Origin of the sequence: Polaribacter sp., assembly GCF_024639685.1 — a bacterium.
Classification (GTDB): Bacteria; Bacteroidota; Bacteroidia; order Flavobacteriales; family Flavobacteriaceae; genus Polaribacter.
In genome coordinates this window covers 1-2,286 of the sequence record NZ_JAHEHX010000016.1, presented here as the reverse complement: position 1 = coordinate 2,286, position 2,286 = coordinate 1, and the positions used below count along the sequence as shown (strand labels likewise).

The window sequence follows — 2,286 nt, the reverse complement described above, 5'->3', positions numbered from 1 at the left end:
AAGAAACCTCTTTTGATGATTTTATGGCTCAAAGAAAAGCCTTAGATGCTAAAATTACAAGAGCAGAAGGTATTGAAGAAAACCAAAAACGAGCTGCACAAGCTGCTGGTGTTATTGTTGGTGGCAAAGAGCAAAAAGAAAAAGGTACTTTAAAAAAGCGTTTTTCGCTTCATAAAGCCTTACGATCTCAGTTACCAGGTGGGGTGTTAGATGGTGTAGAAGCAGAATTGCATCAAGAGGCTTTAAGAGAAGCTAAAGAATTTGGAGGTACTATTGAAGGAGTTGCTGTACCAAACAGCATGAGAGCAGATGCACAAACTGTTACCCAAGATTCAGGAAACTTTGGAGGTAAACTAGTTTTTGAAGAATACAAAGGGCTTATAGATGCTTTAACACCAAAGCCAATTGTACAAAGTTTAGGCGCACAATACATGCGTGGTTTAACTGGTCCAGCGTCTTTTGTTACCAATGCTGGTGGTATTACTGCAACATGGGAGGGTGAAATAGATACGGTTTCTCCAACCAAAACGCAGTATGGTAAAAAATCCATGGATGCCAAACGATTGTCAGCTACTGTGCCAATTTCTGTTCAAAACTTACATCAATCAGTCATTGCTTTAGAAACTGTAACTGCTAATGACATTCGTTTAGCTACGGAGAGAGCTATAGATTATGCAGTAATTAATGGTTCTGGTACAGGTAATGTTCCTTTAGGTATTTTAAATGCGGCTGGCGTTAATACCATTGCAATGGGTACTAATGGTGCTGCGCCTACATGGGCAAAATTAGTAGAAATGATTACGTCGCTAGAAGATGCCAATGCAATTACCGGAGAGATTAAGTATTTAATAAATGCGCTTACAAAAGGCTATCTAAAAAGCCACTTGCATACAGCAGGAGATGCTAAGTACTTAATGAGTTCAGATAATTTAATTAATGGCTTACAAACAGGAGTTTCAACTTTTGTTCCTAAAAACTTAACCAAAGGAACTGGTACTAATTTATCGGCTGCACTTGCAGGAGATTTTAGCCAAGTTATTATTGGAGAATGGGGCTTCTCAGATATGGTAGTAGATAATATTACTCGTAAAAAAGAAGGTCTTATAGAAATTACAAACAATCAGTATGTAGATGTGCTTATTAAAGAAGAAGCAGCATTTACTGTGATCAAAGATTTTGATTTGTCTTAATAAGTGATTTGAGTTAATAGTGATTGGGGGTCTGTTTTTAGGGGGCAGGCCCTTTTTTTAAAAACCATAAAAAAATAAGATGGCTCCAGTAAAAAAAGTAAAAGTAAAATTTCTAGTATCGCCAACAGGGTTGTATGGTTTGGGGTACAATGTAGGGGATGTAGCTTCTTTATCAAAAACCCAAGCAAATACCATTGTAGAAAATAAACATGGTGTATTTGTAACTAAAAAATAATCGATTATGGCTTTTTATATAGAATTAGATCACACACCAGACGAAATTGTAACACTTCAAGAGTTTAAGGCTCAGTTAAAAGAAGTAGATCCAACAGAAGATCATCCAGAAGATGCGTTGTTTCAACAATACATAGATGCAGCGGTAGAAGAATGTGAATCGTATATAAACAGAGCTATTGTAGAAAAAAAATACAAAATATCTGGTAAAAGCTTTGAAGAAGCAATTACAAGTTCTTTGCATACCATTATTGCTATCGATGAAATAGCGTACAAGCCAGCAGATTACACAAGTGGTAATTTAACTGTTTTAGATGCAGAAAATTACACGTTAAGCAAAGTAGATTCTGTAGAAAACAAAATAGAATTTTTGGAAAATAGTACGCTTCCAAAAATTAAAGAATTTACACCAGATGCAGTGCAGGTTTCTATTACTGTAGGCTTGCCAAAGGTGTATAAAAAAATAAAGCAAGCTGTGTTGTTAAAAGCAGTAGCTATGGATCAATTGCGTGGAGATTACGTAAAAAACAAAACCACTGCATCAGAAAGGTTGTTGCAGTCATTAATAAAATATTAAAGTGCAAGTAAAACTAGGAGCTTTTAAAAACAAGATACAAATTCTGCAAGAATCTAAAACTAAAGATGCAGCAGGAAGTACGGTTACAGCTACCTCAGTTTTAAAAAAATGTTGGGCGCAGCAATTAGAAATGTCATCAAAAGAAGATGAAGAAGATGGTAAAATTAGAGCCATTTTTGATGCCTCTTTTATTATAAAATACGATGCTAGACTGGTAAAAGGAAAAGCAGTTGGCATGTTGGTAAAAGACGATGAAGGTATTTTTTACAATATAGAAAATGCTAT

The 2,286-nt window shown here is 35.3% G+C and carries 4 protein-coding genes; all 4 read left to right on the top strand.

What is annotated here, in order from left to right:
* A partial coding sequence (locus Q0L44_RS05045; RefSeq protein ID WP_296636135.1) for a phage major capsid protein occupies positions 1-1,190 on the top strand: 1,190 nt, incomplete at its 5' end.
* Positions 1,191-1,269: 79 nt separating this feature from the next.
* The gene (locus tag Q0L44_RS05040; RefSeq protein ID WP_296636132.1) at positions 1,270-1,425 is read left to right on the top strand and encodes a hypothetical protein; all 156 of its coding nucleotides are present in this window, start codon (positions 1,270-1,272) and stop codon (positions 1,423-1,425) included.
* A 6-nt stretch (positions 1,426-1,431) separates the two neighbouring features.
* A complete protein-coding gene (locus Q0L44_RS05035; RefSeq protein ID WP_296636129.1) occupies positions 1,432-2,001 on the top strand; it encodes a head-tail connector protein in 570 nt (189 codons plus the stop codon).
* 1 nt (position 2,002) lies between these two features.
* On the top strand, positions 2,003-2,286 hold a 284-nt coding region (locus tag Q0L44_RS05030; RefSeq protein WP_296636126.1), incomplete at its 3' end, for a phage head closure protein.

Coding starts and splice junctions, on each gene's coding strand:
- Q0L44_RS05040 (WP_296636132.1), top strand. CDS start 1,270: ATGGCTCCAGTAAAAAAAGTAAAAGTAAAATTTCTAGTATCGCCAACA.
- Q0L44_RS05035 (WP_296636129.1), top strand. CDS start 1,432: ATGGCTTTTTATATAGAATTAGATCACACACCAGACGAAATTGTAACA.